The organism is Companilactobacillus suantsaicola (genome assembly GCF_004745525.1).
GTDB lineage: Bacteria > Bacillota > Bacilli > Lactobacillales > Lactobacillaceae > Companilactobacillus > Companilactobacillus suantsaicola.
Map to the genome: position 1 here is coordinate 1 of NZ_RKLY01000037.1, position 23,097 is coordinate 23,097.

At 37.2% G+C, this 23,097-nt stretch carries 16 protein-coding genes; 2 read left to right on the plus strand and 14 right to left on the minus strand.

The features are described from left to right. Positions 1-353 precede the first annotated feature (353 nt). Positions 354-1,898: an ABC-F family ATP-binding cassette domain-containing protein gene (locus EGT49_RS11020; RefSeq protein ID WP_135374313.1), complete on the minus strand. Its 1,545-nt coding sequence runs from the start codon at positions 1,896-1,898 to the stop codon at positions 354-356. Between the two features lie 83 nt (positions 1,899-1,981). Further along, positions 1,982-3,262 (minus strand): LCP family protein, encoded by a 1,281-nt coding sequence (locus EGT49_RS11025; protein ID WP_342772255.1) that lies wholly within the window; start codon positions 3,260-3,262, stop codon positions 1,982-1,984. Positions 3,263-3,522: 260 nt separating this feature from the next. On the opposite strand from EGT49_RS11025, the gene EGT49_RS11030 reads away from it, so the two are divergent. Beyond that, the gene (locus tag EGT49_RS11030; protein ID WP_135374317.1) at positions 3,523-4,974 is read left to right on the plus strand and encodes an amino acid permease; all 1,452 of its coding nucleotides are present in this window, start codon (positions 3,523-3,525) and stop codon (positions 4,972-4,974) included. A 732-nt stretch (positions 4,975-5,706) separates the two neighbouring features. Here the strand turns inward: EGT49_RS11030 and EGT49_RS11035 are convergent. The 4 genes from EGT49_RS11035 to EGT49_RS11050 form a co-directional block, all read right to left on the minus strand. Further along, complete coding sequence (locus EGT49_RS11035) at positions 5,707-7,488, minus strand: ABC transporter ATP-binding protein (RefSeq protein ID WP_135374319.1); 1,782 nt, start codon at positions 7,486-7,488, stop codon at positions 5,707-5,709. Beyond that, positions 7,488-9,206 carry an ABC transporter ATP-binding protein gene (locus tag EGT49_RS11040; protein WP_135374321.1) on the minus strand — a complete coding sequence of 573 codons (1,719 nt, stop codon included), beginning with the start codon at positions 9,204-9,206 and terminating at the stop codon, positions 7,488-7,490. The genes EGT49_RS11035 and EGT49_RS11040 overlap by 1 nt, the downstream gene beginning before the upstream one ends. 185 nt (positions 9,207-9,391) lie before the next feature. Then, positions 9,392-12,037, minus strand: a complete 2,646-nt coding sequence (locus EGT49_RS11045; RefSeq protein ID WP_135374323.1) for a transglycosylase domain-containing protein — start codon at positions 12,035-12,037, stop codon at positions 9,392-9,394. A gap of 8 nt (positions 12,038-12,045) precedes the next feature. Beyond that, positions 12,046-13,338, minus strand: a complete 1,293-nt coding sequence (locus tag EGT49_RS11050; protein WP_135374325.1) for a hypothetical protein — start codon at positions 13,336-13,338, stop codon at positions 12,046-12,048. 72 nt (positions 13,339-13,410) lie between these two features. Between EGT49_RS11050 and EGT49_RS11055 the strand changes: the two genes are divergently transcribed. After that, on the plus strand, positions 13,411-14,340 hold the full coding sequence (locus EGT49_RS11055; protein ID WP_135374327.1) for a hypothetical protein: 930 nt from the start codon (positions 13,411-13,413) through the stop codon (positions 14,338-14,340). A 27-nt stretch (positions 14,341-14,367) separates the two neighbouring features. On the opposite strand, the gene EGT49_RS11060 is transcribed toward EGT49_RS11055, so the two are convergent. The 8 genes from EGT49_RS11060 to EGT49_RS11095 form a co-directional block, all read right to left on the minus strand. Then, positions 14,368-14,808, minus strand: a complete 441-nt coding sequence (locus EGT49_RS11060; protein ID WP_135374329.1) for an Rrf2 family transcriptional regulator — start codon at positions 14,806-14,808, stop codon at positions 14,368-14,370. Between the two features lie 60 nt (positions 14,809-14,868). Then, positions 14,869-15,720: an SDR family oxidoreductase gene (locus tag EGT49_RS11065; RefSeq protein ID WP_135374331.1), complete on the minus strand. Its 852-nt coding sequence runs from the start codon at positions 15,718-15,720 to the stop codon at positions 14,869-14,871. 457 nt (positions 15,721-16,177) lie between these two features. Further along, a complete protein-coding gene (locus tag EGT49_RS11070) occupies positions 16,178-17,461 on the minus strand; it encodes an adenylosuccinate synthase (RefSeq protein ID WP_135374333.1) in 1,284 nt (427 codons plus the stop codon). Positions 17,462-17,481: 20 nt separating this feature from the next. Beyond that, positions 17,482-18,858: a replicative DNA helicase gene (gene dnaB, locus EGT49_RS11075; RefSeq protein ID WP_135374335.1), complete on the minus strand. Its 1,377-nt coding sequence runs from the start codon at positions 18,856-18,858 to the stop codon at positions 17,482-17,484. A gap of 7 nt (positions 18,859-18,865) precedes the next feature. After that, positions 18,866-19,321, minus strand: coding sequence for a 50S ribosomal protein L9 (rplI, locus tag EGT49_RS11080; protein ID WP_135374337.1), 456 nt, complete (start codon positions 19,319-19,321; stop codon positions 18,866-18,868). A 12-nt stretch (positions 19,322-19,333) separates the two neighbouring features. Beyond that, a complete protein-coding gene (locus EGT49_RS11085) occupies positions 19,334-21,334 on the minus strand; it encodes a DHH family phosphoesterase (RefSeq protein WP_135374339.1) in 2,001 nt (666 codons plus the stop codon). A 155-nt stretch (positions 21,335-21,489) separates the two neighbouring features. Continuing rightward, on the minus strand, positions 21,490-22,023 hold the full coding sequence (locus EGT49_RS11090; RefSeq protein ID WP_135374341.1) for a DUF3278 domain-containing protein: 534 nt from the start codon (positions 22,021-22,023) through the stop codon (positions 21,490-21,492). A 74-nt stretch (positions 22,024-22,097) separates the two neighbouring features. After that, positions 22,098-22,301, minus strand: coding sequence for a helix-turn-helix transcriptional regulator (locus EGT49_RS11095; RefSeq protein WP_135374343.1), 204 nt, complete (start codon positions 22,299-22,301; stop codon positions 22,098-22,100). Positions 22,302-23,097: the final 796 nt, after the last annotated feature.

A 23,097-nucleotide genomic window follows, 5' to 3' on the forward strand; every position in this document is an offset into this window, starting at 1 on the left:
AACTTTGTTCAGTTTTCAAAGGTCTACCAGCTGATTAAGCGCTTACGCTCATCAGCGACTTAATTATTTTATCAAGCTGACAATAACTTGTCAAGAACTTTTTAAAATAATTTTTCTAAGAATTTAATGAAAATAATCATCAAATTCTTAGCTCGTTGCTCTCAACGAGTCAACTTAATAATCATAACAAGTTCAAAACATAATGTCAAGAACTTTTTAAAATTATTATTTCAACAATTTGATGAAAATTCATCCAAACCATTGATACGTCGGCTCTATCGCGACAACAGGTAATATCTTACCGTTTATGGTAAACCAATGCAAGTACTTTTTTCATATTTTTTTGAAAAAGATCAATTTTCTTTGATTTTTTCAATATCTAAGACTTTATCGATCCAGTCACTACTATAGAAGTCCTCTTCGTGGGTAACTAAAATCAATGAACCATCATAGTTCTTCAAGCCTTTACGTAGAGCAGCTTTACTCTCATCATCCAAATGGTTTGTAGGCTCATCCATAAATAGGAAATTCGATGTATCAAACATCAAATCACCCAATTTAACCTTAGTCTGCTCCCCACCAGATAATGAACGTAGTGGTGACATGATCTGCTGATTAGTGAGCCCAGTTCTGGCTAAAACACGTCTAACATCTTTGCCACCTTGGTCTGGATGCCTATCACTAACAAACTTGAAGGGACTCTCTAAGTTGTTTTCCCAAACTAGATCTTGCTTGAAATAACCAATCTTTGTCACTTCTGAGAAATCAAAATTCCCCTCGATTGGTTGTAAGATTCCCAAAAGCGTCTTGATCAAGGTAGATTTTCCGATACCATTAAACCCTTTAATGACCATCTTTTCTCCACTAACGATTGAGAAATTCAAAGCCTTATCAAATAACGGTTTGCCATCATAACCAACTTTTAAGTCATTTACTTCTAGCATCATCCGTGAACTTGGAACTTCAATATATGGGAAGCCAAAGCTTGAAGCAGTCTTATTAGATGGTGGGGTTAAAACATCCATGTGGGCTAATTGTTTCTCTCTACTCTTAGCACTCTTTGATCTAGTACCAGCTTTAAACTTTCTAATATAAGCCTTAGTCTTAGCAATCTTCTCTTGTTGCTTAACGTAAGCCTTCATATATGTTTCCTTATTAGCAGCTTTTTGCTTCAGAGCCTGCTTCAAAGAACCTGTATACTTTGTGATCTTGCCGAACTCAAAATCAGCCACACAATTAATAATTCGGTCTAAGAAGTTATAATCGTGGGAAATAACGATAAAAGAACCCGCAAAATCATTCAAATAGTCTGCTAACCAGTCGATATGATTAGTATCCAAGTAGTTAGTAGGCTCATCAAGCAAAATCATATCTGGTTTTTCCAAAAGGATCTTTGCCAAGATAATCTTTGAACGTTGTCCACCACTTAATTTGGAAACATCATGATCATATCCAATCGCATCTAGTCCCAAACCAGTAGCAACTTGTTCAATCTTGGTGTCAATTTCATAGAAATCGTTGGCATCTAAGATTTCTTGGAGTTTTCCAGCCTTTTGCAAATCTTCATCGTCTGGATTATTCATGTAAATCTGGTTTAGTTGTTCACTAGTTTCATATAACTTTGAAAATGCTGTTTGAAGATACTCAAAAATAGTCATCCCCGCAGCAAGTTTGGCTTGTTGATCCAAATAACCAATCGTCAAATGTTTCTTCCAGGTTATTTTTCCTTCATCTGGTTCGATCTGACCAGTCAAAATCTTAATGAAGGTACTCTTACCGACCCCATTTTGACCAATGATCCCCAAATGGTCTTCTTTATTCACTTGTAAATCTGCCGAATCGTACAACCGTTTATCCAAGAACTGTTGTGTCAATCCGTGTACTTCTAAAACACTCATATTTTTCTCCTTAAAAACAAACAAAAGACTGAAACTATCTGTCTCAGCCTTTAAAATTGGGATTTTCCCATTATTTAGATATCTTAATAGCCACCATAACCGCCGTTAGACGATCCTGAATTAGATCCGTAGGACCCAGAATTAGAACTACCATATCCATAAGAACTGGAACTAGATCCACTTCCATAACTTGAACCGCCACTATTACCATAACCGGTATTAGCGTTAGTCGATCTAATCGAAGTAGAGTAGTTTTGCGTTTGATTACCTGTGTAGTTAAACGAGAAACCTAGTTTTTCATTATACGCGTTTAATTTAGTTTCTCTATTATTTAATTGTTCTTCTGATAGGCCTAATTCTTTTCTTATCTTATTAGATACACGACGCAACTCTTTAGTTGAAGCAATTTCATAAGATGATCCATTGATCATTGAGCCATATCCTTGTAAGTGATCAGAACCAATACTGCCCGCTGCACCACGATAATTCAAGAATAACGATTGCATATCGTTAAAACTTAGATTAGTCGTCATTGAAGTTGAAATACTATTCAAGACCTTTTGGTAGTGGGTAAAGGTGTTTGCACTTGCTGCACTCTTAATAATTGCCTTGATAACTTGACGTTGACGTTTTTGACGACCGTAATCACCTTCTGGATCGTCATAACGCATTCTAGAATAATCTAGAGCTTGTTTACCGTTTAAATGCATCTTACCTTTTTTGAAATGAGATTCCTTTTCACCTGTATCACCATACGAGAAACTAAACGGTACGTCAACATCCACGCCTCCAACTGCATTAACAATTTTCTTCAATGAGTTGAAATCGACTTTGATGTAGTAATCCAATGAGATGTTCAAAAGCTTTTCTGTCGTAGCTAAGGCACTCTCTTCGTTACCAATATTATAAGCTGAATTTATTTTTTGAATTTTATTCGTATTATTGGTTGAACTCTTCCAAATTTGAGCCATCGTATCACGAGGTATTGAAGTCATCGTCGTCTTTTCAGTCTTGGGATTGACAGTCACAACGATCATCGTATCAGAATTACCACGATAGTTACTTACATTATCTCTGACTCCATTATCAGTCGTATCAACACCTAATAGTAAAATCGAAACTGGTTTTTTATCCTTAATCTTCGTAGAAACTTTGCCATCGATTGCTTTATATGTCTGACCTAAAGAATTTTGAGTCTGTGAATAGATTCGAAATCCGTACGCTCCAATGACAAAAGCTGCCAATAGAACGATCATTCCTAGAATCTTCAAAAGCGGATGCTTGATCTTTCTACTACTATTATTCGACGCTAATGCACTATTACGTGTTTTTTTACGCCGACCTCGCATATTATTGTTATTCATAGTTAACTCCATTAATTACTATCTAATCATTATCATTATATATAGATAGTCCACAATTATACAGCGAAAATTCAATCTGTAAAATGAATTTATTCTTCAACCGTATTTCTAAATTATAATTTTTTGATTTTATCTGTCAATTTCACAAAAATTTTTTTATTAAAAAATAACTCTAGGATATTTTGTGAAAAATATCTCATTATTACTGTGCTATACCTCATATCTTTCCTGTATAATCAAATTTGTAGGAGGATTTGATTATGTCAGATGGAAAAAATGCAAAGACCTTCAGATGGTGGAATATTGCCCTAGTGGGCTTCACTACCGTTTGGGGATTAAACAACGTTATCAATAACTTTGCCAATCAAGGCTTAGCTGTTGTAACATCTTGGATCTTAATTATGGTTCTTTACTTCGTTCCATACACTCTAATGGTGGGACAATTAGGATCAGCTTTCCAAGAAGAAAGTGGCGGTGTCAGTTCTTGGGTCAGAGCTCTTTCAAATAATAAACTAGCTTATTTTGCAGCTTGGACTTATTGGGTAGTTCACGTACCTTACCTTGCTCAAAAGCCGCAAATCATTATGGTTAGTTTAAGTTGGTTATTCAAGGGTAATGGCTCTTTTGTTAATCAAGCATCACCATTTTTTGTTCAAGGGTTAAGTTTGATCATCTTTCTTGCCTTCGTTTGGGTGGCAAGTAAAGGTGTCGCAACATTGAATAATATAGGTAGTATCGCCGGGATTGCTATGTTTACTATGTCAATGTTGTTCATTATTTTAGGAGTTAGTGCTCCATTTATCACTCATGTCCAAATCGCAACACCAAACATGACTGATATTCACACATACATACCGAAATTCGATTTCCAATACTTTACGACCATTTCAATGTTAGTCTTCGCTGTTGGTGGATGTGAAAAAATTTCACCATACGTTAATAAGACTAAGAACGCTTCAAAAGAATTCCCACTCGGAATGATTATTCTAGCCGTTATGGTTGCTGTTTCAGCTGTTTTAGGTTCATTTGCAATTGGTATGATCGTCAACTCAAATCACATTCCTGCTGACCTGATGGCCAACGGGGCTTACCAAGCTTTCCAATTCTTGGGACAAAGTTTCCACGTTGGTAACTTATTCGTTTGGGCTTTTGCCATTACAAATACCTTAACTAGTGCTGCTGCTCTAGCTATTTCAATTGACGCTCCACTTCGTATGCTTTTAGGCGATGCTGATTCTAAATTCATCCCTAAGGCTCTTTCTAAGAAAAACGAACATGGTATTGCTATCAATGGTTACAAGATGACAGCCGTATTAGTTTCTATTCTTATCATTGTGCCTGCATTAGGTATCAATGGTATGAACGATTTATATAACTGGTTGTTAAATCTTAACTCAATCGTTATGCCTATGCGTTATCTTTGGGTATTCTTTGCCTTCATGATGCTATCCAAACAAATGGACAAATATCAATCAGATTATATGTTTGTTAAGAACAAGGCCATTGGCTTTGGTTTAGGCCTTTGGACATTCTTCTTAACAGCCTTTGCATGTATCATGGGTATGGTTCCTAAGATGGATATGGCTAAAGACCCATCATCATGGTGGTTCCAATTAGCTCTAAACATCATTACACCACTTGCCTTGATTGCTCTAGGATTGATTCTTCCAGCTATCGCTAAAAGAACTAATCCCGTGGAAGATTTTAAATAAGAAACCTTAAAAGAAACTAAAAAGCTGAAAAAGTTTTTTAGTTTTTTTGTTTGTTTAAGTATGCCGTCCTCCATAGCAAAGCCGATTTTGGCTGGAGAATGGCGGCACAACTTTGAGCTTTTTCAAGTTCGGAAAAATCTCAAAGATTGGCCTTTTTGTAGGTGCTAAAGCACCAACAAAAATTTGGCGGCTGAGCCAAATCGGCTTTGCTATTCCGGACTGAATAACGGATCTATGATTTATTTGCTTTCCATTCATTTAGGAATGCTAATTCTATTCATATATAGTGCTTAAGATTTTTATAGTTGAATTGCTTTCACAATTTAGAATACAAACAGTATAAAAAAGAAGACATCACTAGTTTGCTGCAATCTCCTGCATCTCTAATAATGTCTTCTATTATTTTTTATAAAATTTACTGATTAAAATTCAAAAGGTTATAACGTATCCAGACCCTTAAATCAATTTATGCTTATCCTGAATAGAATTGTATCCACTTCAGAATTCACATAACCAACTGCAAAAACGTGAAATCTAGTCTGGAGTAACAGCTCTGGGAAATGCTCAGCCCTGAAATTCTTGTTAATGCTTTAGCATTTACAAGAAGGCCAATCTTGAAGACAATTTCCGATTTTGAAATTGGCTTCAAGTTGTGCCCAGAGCGTTCCAGCGTTTCCCAGATCCGTTGCGGAGGACGGCATCTAACCACCCAACCAAACTAAAGAAAAACCTCTATTCAGTAACCATCTGATCACGATACAATCCAGCATAGAAGCCATTTTCTTTCAATAGAGCTTCGTGATTACCTTGTTCAATAATTTGGCCGCTCTTTAGAACAACAATCTTATCAGCGTTTAGGATTGTCTTGAGACGGTGTGCGATAACAAAACTTGTACGTCCTTGAATTACTCGATCCATCGCCGCTTGAATATTGGCTTCTGTTACAGTATCAACATTTGATGTTGCTTCATCCAATATCAATAATTGCGGATTAGTCAAAATGGTTCTGGCAATTGACATCAATTGCTTCTGTCCCGCTGAGAAAATACTCTGTTCATCGGAAACTTTTGTCTGATAACCATCTGGCAAACTGGCGATGAATTCGTGAATATTGGCTTGTTTAGCGGCATCGACTACTTGATCCATATTCGCATCAGGATCACCGAAGCGGATGTTATCAGCAATTGTCCCAGAGAATAATTGAGGGTCTTGTAAAACGATTCCGACGTTCTTACGTAAATCTTTCAGTGAGAAGTCACGAATATCTACGCCATCAATTGTGATGGAACCACTATCAACGTCATAGAAACGATTCAACAAGTTCATAACGGTCGTCTTTCCTGAACCAGTTGGTCCGACTAAAGCAACCATTTCGCCCTTGTGAACCGAAATCGAGACGCCATGCAAAATCTCTTTGCCTGGTAAATAGCTGAAGTGGACGTCAGAAATTTGTAATTCTTGCTTAATTCCTGGTAAGTCTTTGCCATTAGCTGGTGTAACTTCATCCGGTTGTCTTCTAACTTCATCAACTCGACGAGCCCCAGTGATAGCTAATTGGATCATTCCGTACAAACTAGTCAACGACATGATCGGTTGATAGTATTGTTGCGCATAATTGACGAATACGACGACTAAAGCTAAAGCAGCTCCAGTTGATAAAGTACCATTTAAGGCGAACCAAGAACCAAAGAAGATAACAATAGCTGTATTCAAGAGAGACATCCCCTGCATCAAAGGATTCAAAACACCTGACCAGATTTGACCAGACATAGCTGATTTTCTAACCTTTTCGTTATGCTTCTTGAAACCTTTAATAGAGTCCTTCTGTAAACCATTGGTGATAATAACTTTTTGAGCAGTAACTTGCTCATTGATATAACCATTTAAAGTTCCGATATCATCTTGTTGGTTATTAACGGCAACACCGGCTTTTTTCATTACAAAACCTGCAATAATCAAGGCAACTGGTGTTGAAGCCATTGTAACCCAAGCCATCGTCGTATTTTGATTGAACATTACGATCAACAAGCCGATAAACTGGGCAACCGCTAAGAATATTTCAATCAACGCTTGGTTCAAAGCGTTAAAAATATTATCCAAATCAGAAGTATATCTAGCTAAAATATCTCCATCACTGTGTTGATCAAAATATTGAACTTTCATTCGTTGCATTTTTCTAAATAAACCGACACGCATAGTTCCGGTAGAGTAAGCTGTTATTCTAGCTAAGATCCAACTGGAAATTAACAAAGTTGAAGCATCACCTAAGTAAAGTCCTAAATAGATCAATAACGTCTTGTGAAAGCTTCCTAAACTAGCTTGAGAACGTGTTGCTGTGTCACCCCACTGTTGTAAATAGGTCGTTAATTCTGAGACTGCTCGTCCTAAATACGTTGGAGCGATTACGATACAGGCAGTTGAAATACCGATTAGAATTGACGTCATTAAAAATCCAAACCAGTATTTCTTTAAATAATGCCAATAGTATTTACTGGCGTTTTTCAAGTCACTCATTACATTGCCCCCTCTCTAGCTTTTTGGGTCGTGTAAATCTTTTGATAAACTGGATTACTTGCGACAAGTTGCTTGTGATTACCATTACCAACAATTCGACCATTATCCATTACCAAAATTCGATCTGCTCGTAAAATTGAAGAAATCTTTTCAGCAATGACAACCGTTGTAGTTTTCTTCAAATCACGATCTAAAGCTTCTTGAACTAATTTTTCTGATTCAGCATCTAGTGCTGAAGTTGCATCATCCAAGATCAAAATCTTCGGTTGAGCAATAATTCCTCGGGTAATTGAAAGACGTTGCTTTTGACCACCAGAGAAGTTTGAAGAACGTTCTTCAACTGGTGCATCATATGTTTGTGGCAAGCGTTCAATAAATTCCGCCGCCTGAGCAATATTAGCAGCCCACTGCATTTGCGGTAACGTGGCATCAGGTTTAACTTGTTGCAAGTTATTAGAAATTGTTCCTGAGAACAAGGTTGACCGTTGCAACACATAGGCGATGGTATGACGCAAAGTACTCTCTGAGAGCTGCTTAACATCTTTTCCGCCAACTTTGATCACACCTGAATCAGGGTCATAAAGTCGAGCAATCAGTTGGGCCAACGTGGTCTTTCCTGAACCCGTAGCACCAACGATACCAATCATTTCACCGACATTAACTTTAAAACTAATGTCCTTTAATGTTGGTGCATCATCCCCTGGATAAGTGAATGTGACATGGTCAAATTCAATCTCACCTTCGACTGGATCTTTACTACCTTCGACATAAACCATACTTGGCTTTGTTTCTAGTACTTCGCCAATTCTTCCTAGAGAAATATTTGCTCTAGAAGCGGCAATCATCAAGAACCCACCGTTGATTACGGCGAATAAAATCTGCATTAAATAAGAAATAAAACTAGTGATAGCTGCTAAATAAGTTGGATGAACCGTGATGTTTTGACCAACAATATAGACCGCTATAACGACTGCAATATTTGCAGTTAAGAAGAAAGCTGGCATCAAAATGGCAAAGTTATAACCAATCTTGGCTGTAACGTCAGTTAAACGATCAGATGCTTTCGAAAACTTAGCAATTTCTTGAGGTTCTTGAACGAATGACTTAACTACTCGAATTCCCATTAAATTTTCTCGGGCAACGGTATTGACGTCTTCAATATCCTCTTGGGTTTGAGCAAAGTAATCACTCATCTTCTTATATGAATACCAACTGACGCCTAAAACGATAATCATCATTCCAATTAAAACCCACCATTGTTGTGGCATCGTGATCATAGCTAAAGCAAAGGCTCCGATGAACAGTAACGGGATTCGACTAACTTGTTGAAACGCCGCCATAACGATTTGTTGAACTTGATTAATATCGTTAGTCATTCTGACAACTAAATTTGAAGCGGAAAATTTTTCAACATCCGCATAAGCAAACTTTTGAACTTGCTTATAAAGATCTGCTCGCAAATCGGTTGCGACGCCTAAAGCAACATGAGCAGAATAAATCGTATTAATTACTCCGGAGATTATTCCGACAATCGCTAAAATAATCAAAATGATTCCTTCTTTGATTATTGTCGCTTGATCTCCTTTTAAAATGGCGTTCATTATTACTTGTAGCAAACGCGGCTGCCAAAGCGTCGCAAAGACTAAAGCAATAACTGATATTAGCGCAATATAAACATCTTTTCGATAGCGCTTAATATATGGCATTAAAACCTTCATAGTATCCCTCCCTCATTCTCTATTCAGTTAAAAAAAGACAAGACATTAGTAGCGTTAACTACTAGCATCTTGTCTAGCCAAATAGGCCCTCCGATGAAACAAAAACTGAATTGAAACGTTAGTAGCAATAGTACACTGATTGAAATTTTAATTCAAGTATATTACTCAACTATATAATAAATATCTTAGTCTGAGTTGTCACTTGAAGTTTCAACGTTGATTTTTACGTCATCAACCTTGCCACCATAGCTTCTGATTTCATTCATAATATCAATTAATTTTTGTTTTTGATCAGCCTTGTCAGAATCATTATTCTTATAGGCCTCTTTAACTTTTTGTAACTGCGCATTGTATTGCGGCATTAACTTATCGACCATCGCTTGACGTTTTTGTTCACGCTGCGTTTCAATGGCCTCTTTTTCTTCCTCATATTTAGCAATCTTCTTATTATCTTTTGCCGTCGCAAACATCGCCTGACTCAAATTCAATTCCTTTTGCAGTTGCAGAATTTGTTGATTAAAGTCATTTTTAGCAGACTGGCGCTTAACATTCGCGTTCAAATAACGAATCTTCTGTAATTCACTTAATTTCTTATTATACTGTGCTTCCTTGGTGATTGGTGTATCGCTATACTTATCGATTGCTGCTTGCACCTTATCTTCACGCTTGTACTCCTCTTTCTTTGTTAGGTGGTAGATGATTCGGTAATCGAGGTTGTACAATCGATTGGCATTCTTGTCAGTTTGATTCTTGGTATATTTAGCAAAGTAAGTGTCGATAACGTCCTGGATACTTGGATGCTCATTTTTATTATCAACCGTCAATTTATTGCCATCAACGTCGATCGTATCTGGCTTTTTAAAGTTGACATCCTTTTGTTTCAATTGATCTACCAAATATTCTCCTTCAGCTTTAAAGGTCTTCATTGACAAACCTTGTTCTGTTCCCGTCAAGGAAGAAGGAATATCGTTACCAGTCCAGTTAGCAATCGTGAAATCTGGTGTCATTCCGACGAAATAAGAATCTTTTGTATCATCACTAGTACCAGTCTTTCCGGCCGTATACTTGTAATTATCTAAAGCTGCGGCTTTCCCCAGACCATCACTAATAACTGACTGCATCGTATTGATCATCATATAACTGGCGTTCTTCGTGTAGACTGATTTCTTCATATGAGTATTTTGATAAATATAACGATTATTGTCATTATCATAAATACTGCTCAAGTTGCTAGGATGAATAAATTGCCCGTCACGAGAAAATGAACTGTAGGCCGAAGCCATTTCCGTCGTTGTCGTACCAAAAGTTCCCAAAGCGGCAATGGCATTCTTATCTTCAACCGGACGTAAATTAGCAAATTCCATCTTAGCTAGATCGTCATAAAAACTATAATTCGTATCTTGTAGCGCTAATTTATAAGCCACCGTATTAATAGAGTTTTCCAAAGCATGTCGAACGGTCGTCTTACCAGTATAACCACTGTACCAGTTGTGAACATTACCAACTGCTGAATCGACGACAGTACTCTGTGGTAAATAACCTCTTTCAAAAGCTGGTGCATACGCTACTAATGGCTTAGCGGTCGAACCAGGTTGCCGGTAACCACTTATCGCACGATTAACTTGATCACCACTAGTAGTTCGACCACCAACTATCGCTATAACGTCTCCCGTTTTATTATCTATAACGGTGCTTGAAACCTGCGGAGCTAGTTTTCCGTGGGCATCACGGCCAGTATAGGCTTGATAGGTCTTGTTAACGATACTTTCAATCTGATTTTGAACATTCATATCGATTGTTGTGCGAATCGTGTAGCCACCTTCCATCAGTTGACCACGAGCTCGAGCAGCCTCCTGAGTATAACTAGCATCATACTTCTTTCTAGCAGCTTCGTTTTTAAAAGCATATTGCATCGTGAAACCAGATGACTTCATTAATTCTTCCGTCGCATTGAAGACAGCATAATTTAAAGCATAGTTATTAGAAACATCATTGTCATACTTCTTTTGATTAATTTTTAGTCCCAATGGTCTTTGACGAGCTGTTTGGTAAGTTTTTTTGGAAATAAGCCCTCGTTGATAAAAGATATAAAGGATCATATTCCGACGTTTGACAGTTCGATCAGGAGCACTGACTGGATCATAATAGACTGGATTATTGGGAATACCTACTAAAACGGCCACTTTATCGATTGATAAATCATTTTGATTTTGAGAAAAATAATAGTCTGCTGCTGCACTGAATCCGTATGAACTGTGTCCCATATAGACATTGTTAATATAGAATTCCAAGATTTGTTGTTTGGTAAATTTCTTTTCCAGTTGTTGGGCAATCACCATTTCTTTTAATTTTCGTGTTAAATTTTGTGACTGATCTTGTAAAATAACGTTCTTAACTAATTGTTGAGTCAGAGTTGATCCACCCTCAGTTCGACGATGCAATAGTGTCGAAACGGTAGATCGAAGAATCGCATACATATCTACTCCATGATGAATGTAGAAACGTTGATCCTCTACTTCAACTAAGCCCTTTTTGATTCGCGGATTAATCTCGTTTATCGGTGTATAATTAGAGCTCGATTGTGATAATTTTTTCAGTTCTTTACCGTTACGGTCGTATATAACGGTGGCGTTTTTGGGATGAAAGTCAGATGCCTTTAACCCTTGACTGTATGAATATCCATCCGCAATCGTATTTTTTATATCGTAACCGTACTTCAACCAGAAACTCAAAACGCCAATAACAATTAGTATTACTAATGTTAAGAGAATCCATGGCCATTTTCGTCTTTTCTTAGTTACTTTTTGATGTAACCCTATTTTTTTACGCATAATAACCTCTAATTAACATAAAATGTTATTCCCGTTGAAAGTTTATTCATCAAACTTGATAAGTCACTACTACTAATTTGTAATCCTTGATCATAATTAGCTCCACTACTACTGTAAATGAATCCTAAACTGGAATTATTTGTGAAGTAAATTGACTTATTCAAATCGGGATTATTCTTTAGCCAAAAGACTGGCGTTGCTGAATTATAATCAACAGTTGTATTGTCAGGATCAACCACACCGAGTTTTTCTAAATCATCATCGTCAGCATTTGTCAGATACTGTCCAAAATCACTGTTATTTGTATCCGTTATAACGGCATCGTTTGTTCCATTATTGACTAATTTCTTGATTGTATATTTTCCAGAGCTTACTTGTGATGCTGTGACACTCAAGTAACCATCTTCGGCCACGTACTTGCCATTAACTTTAGTCATCAAAGCCAGTTTATTAGAACTAGTGTTGTAATAAAGCACGTATTTGCCAGTGACACCTGCCTGGGTCAAATCATCGGCGGCTGAACTTGAAAATTGTAAACTCGAAACGATGTCAACCTGAGCTGGCGTATACTTCTGTGTTAAAGGAGCATCCCGCAAAGCTTCTAATTCCTGTTTTACAGCCGCTACACGACTACTTTCACTCTGATGACTAGAGAAATACTGATCCATCTTCTGGGTTGCCTCAGACCAGCGATTCTTAACTGTTTTATTCTTGATCAACTTATAATAAGTATTGATCATTGAAACCTTTTTAAAATCGAGGCTGTCGTTGTCGTTATTAAAATTTTGCCACGTCTTATTCAAATACTTATCGGCATCTTCAGTCTGTTCAAACCAAATTTGAATCGTATCCAGTCGATTACGTAATTTTTGATAAATGTCTTGATTTTTCTCTTTTAATAAAGTTTTATCTAAACTATTAATTTCCGAACTCGTAACGCCGTCACGGTAATTACTCTTACCATCATATAAATCGTCGACATCTTTTTGACGATCTTTTCGAGCTTGGAGATTCTTTTTAAGTTGTTCAAATCGATCAATATTTTCTGTCGTAATCACATCGTGTCCATCACTGGCTTTAATTACTTTACCAATGAAGTTCAAAGTTGGATAATCTATCTTAGTTTTGAGAACTTCTAACTCTTTATCCTGATACTGATTAGAAATTTTAGAAGTTACGACTGCATTGACGACTCCTCTTGAGAGCATAATGAAGAAGATGATAGCTGTGATGGCACCAATAATACCAGCACTTAACAATAAGTAGTGTTCTTTACTTTTTAAAACTTTCTTATCTTTCATTATTTTCTCCAAATACTTAGTTCATCTTGTTATTATTATATTAAATTAACGTGCAAATAAAGGGTGTATATTTTGAAAAAATTAAACAAAAAATATATTAAATGGCTCGTCATTCTTCTACTTCTCATAATGATCATTCTGAGTTATGCCCTTAACCTTGGCAAAATTAAGGATAAAACTGTCGACGCTTTAGCCCAGATCACAATTCCATTTTCATTGATCGTCAATCCTAAAAATATTGACGAAGATATTGCCCCTAAAGGTATCTCTTTAAATGATGGTGACATGAGTCAAAAGAAACAGCAAGCAATAAATCTCGTCAGCAAACTCAATGATGACTATCATAATACAGACGAGTTAAGTTTTTTATCTAATGATCAAGAAAAAGCTTTACTAAAAAAGGTTCACCAAAAGCCACACCGTTACATTACTAATTTAACCTTGTTGAATTTCGGCCGCGATACTCATGGTAAATACATTACCGTCAGTTGCAACCGTTATGACGACACCAAGAATATTGTCAGTTATCGTTATCGTTTATATTACAAAAACGACAGTGTTACTTCTGCCAAGTATCTCAATCAAAAGAACAACCAGTATCCACCACAATACGTTTTAGATAATGTCACTTTGGGAAAAGCCGGTGTTGATTCGGCGCAGAACTTTTTACAACGACTTAAAACGGCCATTATCAATTCCAATTTAACGGCCACTAGTGCTGTTGACCCTGGTAACTTCAATCAAATTTCCATTAACCTGGGCTTAGACCCTGATAAAAGTAACACTGGATTATATCAGCTAGCTAAAAATTCTAATTCGCGTGTCAGTAATTTCAGTGTCATCGGTTATCAAATTTCTGACGTGCCAAGGTATTCGAGATTTTACTTGAAACAATTGAGCAAAGACAAATCTTACTACTACACTTTAACTTACAGCCGTAATAGTAGTCGTTTCATCAATTTTCAGAAAGGCCTCATTTCAACTGACGAACAAAATAAGTAATTTTCATGAAAATAAAAAACAAGCAACTTATTTAGCTGCTTGTTTTTTTTCGTTACTGCTTAAAATATCATCGATAATGTTCTGTAATGAAATCTGCGCCATACTGTTCTCTGCATCGGTTTGAACTTTATCATAAGCTCTCCTCAACGTATTTTGAATATTGCCGCCGACGATACACTTAGGATTAGTCTTTTCATCAACGTGCAGTAAATTGTGATTGTCTTCAATCGATCGGTAAACGTCTAATAACGTAATTTCACTAGCACTTCGACTAAGCTTAGGGGCGATTTTTCCAGGTTGACTCTCTAACAAGCCTGACTTTTTTAACCGCGCCATCATTCGTCTAACTAAACTAGGATTCGATTCAATACTACTGGCAATCGCATTGCTGGATAAATCTCCATCCTGACAAATATCAACGTAAGCCAAGATATGAACACCATCACTTAATTTGCTTGAATATTTCATTTGCTCTCCTCCCAGTAATTACTAACTAATATCATATGACATTTTACCGGTCGATAACAATTATTTCTCACTAATTATTGATTTAATTGCTTTTGGCAAAGCAGTTAATGGACGTCCTAGAACGTTTGGTAAGTCATCACTATCCCCTGCAAGATTGCCATCACGGATAAGTTCTTGGAATGATGTAAGGATTTCTACTACTGCTTCATCCATTCCGCTAGCCTTTAAAGCGTGACGAAAATCTTCAATACTTAATGAAACTACTTTAAACTGAGCATCGATACTTTCAGCTAGTTCTTGATAAGTACGTGTCTTTCCAGCAAATTCATAGATTGCTTGGGGATTTTCTGTAACTAACACTTTGGCAGCAGCTTCTGAGTATTCACTTTCTAAGGCCCAACCGGCGCGACCATTTCCGGCAGCATAAACGAAGTCTTGGTGATTAACAGCGGCTTCAATTTTGTCGGCGTCATTTTCTAAATACCAGTTATTTCTTAAGAATGAATATTTGAGGTTACTGTCTTTGATCATCTTTTCTGTAGCCTTGTGATCATCTGCCAGTGGTGCTGTGGCTTGGTCGGCATGATAAAAACTAGTGTAGGCGATGTACTTTACACCAGCATTTTTAGCTGCAGTCACAACATTTTGATGTTGAACTTGACGTGTTACTGGACCTCCTGGTTGGGATGAGATGAATAGCAACTTGTCGACTCCTGTCAGAGATTCTTCTAGTTGTTTTTGATTAGTATAGTCGCCAGGAAGGATTTTTACTTCTTTTGGTAGTAAGTCTTGGGCTTTTTTAGTATTGCGAGCTAGAGCGATTATTTGATCGTTAGGAACTAGTTTTAGTAGTTGTTTGATGGCTTCTTGTCCGAAATGTCCAGTTGATCCTGTTACTGCGTATGTTGTCATATTGTTACCTTGCCTTTTTCGTTGTATGGTTGTTACTTTTTTATTAACTTGTTGTTTATATAATAACACCTTTTTGGATTGATGCAAGGGTTTTGGTTTTTGGAGGTATTAAAAAAGCATCTAAGAGTTTTTGGGCTCTTGATGCTTTTGTTTTTTTACTTTTTGGTTCTTTTTGTGTTAACCATAGTTCTATGCGATATAGCTAAAACGCGTTCCGCAGGCCAGGACTTGGACATATAGCTACGCTTCCCAAATCGCCCGCAAAGTGCGCGGGCAATTCGTGAAGCTAGGCTATCTGCCAAGTCCTAAGCGGGCCTGCTACACGCTCTATCAAAAACGCGCTCCGCAGGGGCAACTCCCTCCGAGATAACAAAATTTCCCAAATCACCTGCAAAGTACGCAGGCAATTCGTGAAATTACGTTATCCTCCGGGAGCTGACCGCCCCTGCTACACGCTCTATCTCCAGACGTCATTAACTTCAATTGTCTGTTCTCTATCTGGTCCAACTGAAACTGTGGCGTACTCTACTCCCAATTGGTCTTTGATAAAGTCTAAATAATCAATTGCTGCTTGTGGCAAGTCTTTCAATGATTTGGCTTTTGTCATGTCTTCTGTCCAGCCTGGGAAGGTCTTGTAAACTGGTTTACACTTTGCCAAGACGTTCAAGTTAGCTGGATATTCGTCGATGATCTTGCCGTTTAGGTCATAGCCGGTGCAGACTTTGATTTCTTTTAGACCTGTTAGGACGTCTAAACAGTTAAGTGATAGGTGAGTTACTCCTGAAACATTACATGAGTGCTTCAAAACTACTAAGTCGATCCAACCAACACGACGGGGACGATGTGTTACGGTTCCGTATTCGTGACCGGCTTCTCTTAAAAAGTCACCTGTTTCATTGATTTGTTCAGTTGGGAATGGGCCAGCACCAACTCTTGATGTGTAGGCTTTGACTACTCCGATAACTTTATCGATCAATGGAGCACCGATTCCGGCACCGGTTGTGACACCACCAGCTGGATTAGATGAAGTTACATATGGGTAAGTACCATGGTCAATATCGAGCATGATTCCTTGTGCACCTTCAAATAAAACGTTTTGTCCATTCTTTAATTCACGATTTAAATAGGCAGATGTGTCGATTACACGGTCTTTTAAGTCTTGACCAATTTGATAATACTTTTCAAAAATATCATCAAATTTCATTGGCTCAACACCGTAGATCTTAGTAAATAGTTCATTCTTTTGTTTTAGATTTTGTGTCAAAAGTTCTTTGAACAGATCTTTGTCCAAAATATCAGCCATTCTAATACCAACACGTGATGCTTTATCAGTATAAGCAGGTCCAATTCCGCGGTTAGTTGTACCAACTTTAGAATCTCCCTTAGCTTTTTCTTGGCACTTATCTAACTCAATGTGATAAGGTAAGATCAATTGAGCACGGTTAGAAATTTTCAAATTAGTTGTATCGACACCTTGTTCGTGTAGACGTCCTAATTCTTCTTTTAGTGATTCAAGATTTAAAACAACACCATTTCCAATAACACTAGTCTTATCTGGATACAAAATTCCTGATGGGACTGATCTTAACTTGTAAACGTGATTATCGATATTCAAAGTGTGTCCTGCATTATCTCCACCTTGATAACGGGCAATAATGTTAGCTTCACCACTGAAATAATCGGTAATCTTACCTTTACCTTCGTCGCCCCATTGGGTACCTACTACAACAACTGTCGTCATATCTTCTACACCTACACTATTTAATTTTCTGGAATATTCGCTATTGATGAAAACTTATTATAAGACTTCACAAACAATAGTTTAGCAGTTCCACGAGGACCTGAACGGTTTTTACTGATAATTACTTCAACTTCACCAACATCTTGGTCCTCTGGTTCCTCTTGATTATCGTTGTCATCCCCATCTTCATCACGATAATAGTCATCACGATAAAGAAAGGCAACGATATCCGCATCCTGTTCAATTGAACCAGATTCACGGATATCTGACAACATTGGTCTTTTATCCTGACGCGCTTCAACACCACGGGAAAGCTGTGATAGCGCAATTATTGGTACATGTAATTCTTTTGCTAATTTTTTCATCCCACGAGAAATAACTGAGACTTCTTGTTGACGGTTTTCTTGGCCAGTTCCTTCGATCAATTGCAAATAATCGACAATGACTAAATCTAAACGACCACTTTCTTTCAAAAGTCTACGGCACTTGGATCTGATTTCAGCCATCTTCACACCTGGGGTATCGTCAATATAAACATTCGTCCGTGACAAACTACCCATGGCAACGACTAAACTGTTCCATTGATTTTCGTCCAACTTACCAGTTCGCAAAGAATTAGCATCGATACTACCTTCTGAACAAAGCATCCGGTTAACTAATTGTTCAGCACCCATTTCTAGGGAAAATATGGCTACGGTAGCATTGGATTTAGTGGCCGCATTTTGAGCCAGGTTCAAAGCAAAAGCAGTTTTACCGACACCCGGACGGGCCGCCAAAATAATCAATTCATCTTTATGCAGCCCAGTCGTCATCGCATCGAGGTCTTTATAACCAGTTGATAAACCAGTAACTTCACTATCCTGGTCATAAAGCTTATCAATTTCTTCAAAGGAAGACTTAACAACATCAGAGATTCTCCGAAAACCTTTGTGATTTCTATTTTCAGATACATCCATAATATCTTTTTCCGATTGGTCAATGATACTATCAACGTCATCATCTTCATCGAAACTTCTCGTAACGATTTTGGTTGCCGCATTGATCAAACGCCGTAAAACTGATTTATTCTTGACGATTTTAGCGTAATAAACCGTATTGGCGGCAGTTGGAACAGAGTTAGCTAATTCAGCTAAGTAACTAACTCCACCAATATCTTCAATCTGATTTTGCCGATCGAGTTCATTTTGAACCGTCACGACGTCAACTGGTTGCTCTTCATCGTTTAAATTCATCATCGCTTGGAAAACTAATTGATTAGCGTGTTGATAAAAATCATCCGCTTCAACGTATTCCATCGCTTCAACCAAAGCATCTTGACTTAGAAAAACCGCTCCTAATACGGCTTGCTCAGCATCCTTATCATTGGGCGGTATTCTTGAAGTTATATCGTTATTCATTTATATCCTACTTCTTTTCAGCAACGTGAACTCTTATGACGGCCTCTACACCCTCAAACAACTTAACTGGTACGTTTATGTATCCAAGAGACTTGATACCATCAGAGAGCTCCATTTTATGCTTATCAACTTTAATTTTGTATTGCTTATCCATCTCGTCAGCAATCTTTTTAGTAGTTACTGAACCAAATAGTCGACCATCGGCACCAGACTTAGCTAAAACTTCAACGACTGTCTTGTCGTCTTCAATCTTTTGTTTCAAGACTTTAGCTTCAGCTTTTTGAGCTTCATAGTCTTTTTCTTCACGTTTTTGTTCGGCATTTAGTTTAGCAATATTAGCTCTAGTAGCTTCGATTGCTTGCTTATTCTTCAATAAGAAATTTTGTGCATATCCTGTAGCGACATTTTTAACTTCGCCCTTTTTACCTTTACCTCTAACATCTGTTAGGAAAATAACCTTCATAATACTCCTCCTTTATTTCTGAGCAGATTCCGTCAGTACATCGATCAACTGCTTTTTAGCATCCTCAACTGTTGTATCGGCAATCTGCGTGGCAGCATCAGACAAGTGTCCTCCACCACCAAGTTTTTCCATAATTACTTGAACATTAACATTACCAAGACTTCGAGCTGAAATTCCCACTCGTGAATCTGGACGTTTGCTGATAACAAACGAAGCCTCAACATTATCTAATGATAACAATGTATCCGCTGCTTGGGCAACAATAACTGGATCATACGATTTGTCTTCTTCTCCAAAGCAAACTGCCATATTACCATTAACCATCGTAATCGTCTCGATTAAGTGATTTCTTTGAATGAAGGAATCAATATTCTCTTTCAAAACATTTTGAATGACAGTTTCATCAGCCCCAACTGAACGTAAATAACTGGCCGCATCAAAGGTTCTCGTACCTGTCCGCAGTGAAAATGACTTCGTATCAACAGTAATACCGGCCAAGAGTGCAGTTGCTTCAACTTTTTCGATTGCTTTTTTGTTCTTAGGCTGATATTCCAACATTTCGGTAATCAATTCACTGGTTGAAGAAGCGTATGGTTCAATGTATGTCAACATTGGATTCTCAGGGAATTCCTCACTTCTTCGGTGATGATCGATAACAACGATTTTTTCATTTTCCGCATTAAACAACTCGGGATTAATTGAAATACTTTGCTTCGAGTGATCAACCATAACGATCAAAGTCTTCTTAGTTCTGATATTGATCGATTCATCTGGGGTAATAATATCTTTTTTGATCTCTGGATCTTTATCAATGATGCCCAAAAGTCGGCTAACATCTGAATGCAAAGTATTCGGATTGATAACGACTTTACATGGCGTATTGTTCATGATTGAGATTCGTCTGATACCTAATGAAGATCCTAAAACATCCATATCGGGATGCGAATGTCCCATAACAATGACTTGATCACTGTCTTTGAGAAGTTCTTGAAGAGCTTCACTGATCATTCTAGCCCGAACTCGAGTTCTCTTCTCCATTGGGTCAGTGTTGCCACCATAGAAACGAGCTTTTTCACCGATCTCTTTAACAACAACTTGGTCACCACCACGACCTAGCGCCAGATTCAAATTCTTTTGTGCTTCGTCATTTAACTTATGTAAATCATCGACCCCATAAGAGAAGCCCATGCTCAAAGTTAATGGCACGTTTTGCTGCGATGTGAATTCACGAATGACATCAAGAATTTTGAAACCATTTTTCTCCATGTTAAAAATACGGCCAGTGTAAGCCATGATGAAGAAGTGGTCATCGTCAATTCGCTTCAAAAACATCTGTTCCTTAGAAGCCCAGTTAGCTAACTCATTAGTGATATAGTTGTCCAAATTTGAAACATCACGGTCACTCATTGATTGGGTGATTTCGGCATAATTATCCAAATAGACTTGGCCAATGACAGAACGATTATCTTCATAACGTTTTTCAATCTTTGAGTAATGAGTGATTTCAAACAAATAAATTACTTTCAATTCCGTTTGGACTTGAACGAGAAAGTACTTGTCATCAATTTGAATCGTCGTACTATCTGGCTGATCTTTTTGGTCGATCAAATTAGACAACTCCGACGAAATATCTTTGACACTCATACTATTGGACGGATTAAATCCCGTTGTTTCTACAAAATAAGGATTTACCCATTGAATCTGTTTATCAGTATCGTACAAAAGTATCCCTAAAGGATATTCGACAAAACTGTTGTCCGTTCCGCGATCGATGCGATATTGCAAATTATTCGTATACTTACCTGCTTTTTCCCCTAATAATAGGAATAGATAAATAAACAAAACTAAAGCGATAACGACCAAAATAGCTTGGATGTAGCCACTGATAGAGCCATGGAATAATCCAACTATTAAAATCGATACTAGCATCACAATCAAAGAGACCGCTGTAAGTTGAGTCGAATGATCAACTCGCGAAAGGAAGAATTTCAGATTAGATTTTATCTTTTTCATGTTTGTCCCCTCTTAGATATACTTCTTAATTTTATCACAGCACCCGGATACTTTCTTCATATATATCACACCAAAAATCTTCCCCAAAAACTGAAAATCAATGAAAACAAAAACACCAATACTCCCAGACATTTTAGGAATATTGATGCTAGAAATTATTTATTGTCATTAACAACTTTGATATGTTTTCTTTCGTAAAGATACATGAAAAAACTGAAAAAGATTGTAAAACCTAGTGCCGAAGTAATTTCTCTGAAACTGAACAAAGTTGCTAGAAAGTTACTATTAGCATCCACTAAGCTGCTCAAAACCCAGTAAATCACAAATTCTATCGGTGCTAGTTTGATCCAACTGTGCTGAATCCCCCTAATAACTTCTTTTTTATCTTCAGGAGTGACTTCTTTGATCAGCAATCTTTTTTTGGCCATAGGGATGAGCATCAAACCGTAAACCAGCAACATCGTGCCAATGATTTGAATAAACATCGTCAAATAAAATAAGGTTTCAAAATCGCTGACATGATAATTATTGGCGTAAACACTCATTCCCAATCCTAAAACCAATTCAAAGACAAACAATCCAAAAACAGTTCGCGTTGCCAAAACTCCGACTTCTTTTTGAATCCGCTCATCAATTAGCACATTTGATCCCATAAACCATTTAACTAGTTTCCGGTCGATTTTCTTCATAAGATTCCTCTCCAATTTAGGTATACTTTAACTTTTGAATTTTATTAAGCAAACTTTATCATCTCAAAAATTAATTAAGCTTTATCTTCTTCGTCTTTCCAAAACAATGTATCTAAATCAGTTCCTAACACCCACGCTAATTTCAAACACAAATCTAGAGACGGGTTATACTTATCATTCTCAATTAGATTAATTGTCTGTCGAGCAACGCCAATTTTATTGGCCAAAGCCATCTGCGATAATTTTTTCGCCTGTCGATATTCACGAACTCGATTCATAATCCACCTTTTCCTGATAGTCATATATATTTGACACCTTTAGTATATGGTATGTTTATTTGGTTGTCAAATATATATGACATTTTAAGATGTAAACGTTATCTTCTTTTTGGAGGGTGGTGGTTGGATACCGTCTTCCGTAACAACTCTGGGAAACGCTGGAGAATGTGCACGCAACTTGAAGCCAATTTTTAAGCCCGAAAATTGTCTCCAAGATTGGTCTTTCACTAAACGCTAAAGCGTTAAGAGAAATTTCGCAGCTGAATTTCCCAGAGTTGTTACTCCAGACTAGATTTCAGATCTATGCTGTTACTTCACTGGATTCTGAGTGGGATATAAATTCTATTCAGGGTGAGATTAAAAATGATTAATGGTCTGGATCCGTTATAAGCGTTCATTTCTCAGTTCTTCTAATTTCACTCAAAAATAATAGAGGATATTACTAAAACAGCAAATTGTTGCAATCTAGTAAGATCCTCTTTATGTTAAAATTTATTCTTCTATTCTGAATTAGGAAAACAAATAACTGATCAAAATACCAACTCCAAATCAGAATAGAATTAGTATTCTTAAAGGAACGGAAAATACATAAAACATAGATCCGTTATTCAGCCCGAAATAGCAAAGCCAATTTGGCTCAGCCGCCAAATTTTTGTTGGTGCTTTAGCACCTACAAAAAGGCCAATCTTTGAGATTTTTCCGAACTTGAAAAAGCTCAAAGTTGTGCCGGCCGCGTTCTGCGATAATCCTTATATGGTTGACATTTCAAAATAGTATAAAAATGTTAACCCAGTAA